The following is a 1,623-nucleotide window of genomic DNA, read 5'->3' as shown; positions in this document are numbered from 1 at the left end:
TTCGTATTATAAGGTCATCCAGAAAATATTTCTGGTTGACCATTTTTTATATCGATATATGATAACCGTAGCCGGGGTAGAACGTCCGCACCTGTGGGACTAGATCCCGTCAACTAAACAGTTCGCCCCCTACTTGTAGAAACATGATTGAGGCTGGTTGGGACTATGATCTCGTATAACAAGCGAAGCTATGATACTACAAGAAGGAATTGGGGTACCGGTTATTTTATATTAGGAGGAGATAATTTATGAATCCAGTAGTTGGTCTGGATGTGGCAAAAGGGGAAAGTCAGGTTCAAGCTTTCTTGGATAAAAAGCAGCCTTACAAAAAAGGCTTTAAAGTAGCACATACTCTTGAAGGGTTAGCTAGTCTTCTAGACTTTATTAGAGAAGTAGAAAATGTATCCGGGGAACGGCCTCCCATTGTATTAGAATCCACTGGACATTATCATACACCAGTTGTCCAGTATTTCGAGGATAGAGGGTACTTATTGATTATCGTAAATCCACTCATATCGTATCGAGCTAAGAGTTCTAGTTTACGCAAGGTAAAGACAGATGACATTGACGCTCGCCATCTCTGCGAGCTGTATTATAAAGAGGACTTAGAGCCTTATAAACAGCGAGGAATCCAGCTCTTAAACCTACGTAACCTTACAAGACAGCACGAAAATATTACAGGCATGTTTGTACAAACCAAATTACAATTTCAAGCAGTTCTGGATCAAGTGTTTCCTGAATATCGTGGGGTTTTTGGGGACTTACATTCATATGTTTCTTTACTAACTTTACAAGCATTTCCTACATCCGAAGAAATCTTGGATACTGGTAAAGAGACAATCGCCAAGAAAATAAAAGAATTATGTAAAAGTCGTTCGCAAAAATGGGCAGACAGTCAGGCAGAAAAATTGATGGCCGCCGCAGCTCAAAATCCATTTCAGAAAAACCTATATCATAGTCTGATTTTAAGCCTGGATATGTATATTAATATGCTTCTTGAATACAAAAAGCATCTATCCAAGCTTGAAGATGAGATAGATGCTTTAGCAAAAGGTATTGAAGAGTGTAAGATTATCCAATCAATCCCTGGTATCGGAGAAAAAATCGCCGCCACGATAATTTCTGAAATTGGGGAAATTGATCGGTTTAATCATCCTAAGAAACTGGTTGCATTTGCCGGAATCGATCCAAGTGTCTTTGAATCTGGTACATTCAAAGGTACATTAAATCGGATTACCAAAAGAGGTTCTAGTAGGCTACGACACGCCTTGTATATGGCTGTAAAATGTGCCATTCGTGATTGTCGCAAAAAGAAAACGACAGATGAAATCATTCCTCGTAACAAGCGATTACGAGAGTTTTATGATAAGAAACGTGAGGAAGGAAAGCCCTTTAAAGTAGCCGTTATAGCATGTGCCAATAAATTCTTACATTGGATTTATTCACTTTTAAAAAGCAAATCGACTTTCCAAGATCTAGCCTAGTTTTAAGGTATAACTAAACAGCCCAAAACTTTCCAAACACAGAACCTTGGACGGTTATTTGGTATACGCAAATTTAGTATATCATGAAACATTTTAAGTGTTTATTGAAAAATGTTGACAAACTATTGGCTGGTTTAGT

1 protein-coding gene is annotated in these 1,623 nt (G+C 38.1%); it reads left to right on the top strand.

What is annotated here, in order from left to right; translation table 11 throughout:
• Window positions 1-248 precede the first annotated feature (248 nt).
• Complete coding sequence (locus AC2YHV_RS27525) at window positions 249-1,484, top strand: IS110 family RNA-guided transposase (protein ID WP_487374600.1); 1,236 nt, start codon at window positions 249-251, stop codon at window positions 1,482-1,484.
• Window positions 1,485-1,623: the final 139 nt, after the last annotated feature.

It is taken from the genome of Peribacillus sp. SRI_006 (genome assembly GCF_057586375.1).
The sequence above is the reverse complement of the archived record's forward strand: the minus strand, read 5'-3'. Positions and strand labels throughout refer to the sequence as shown.

Excerpts from the sequence above, each read along its gene's own strand:
- AC2YHV_RS27525 (WP_487374600.1), top strand. The coding sequence starts at position 249 with ATGAATCCAGTAGTTGGTCTGGATGTGGCAAAAGGGGAAAGTCAGGTT.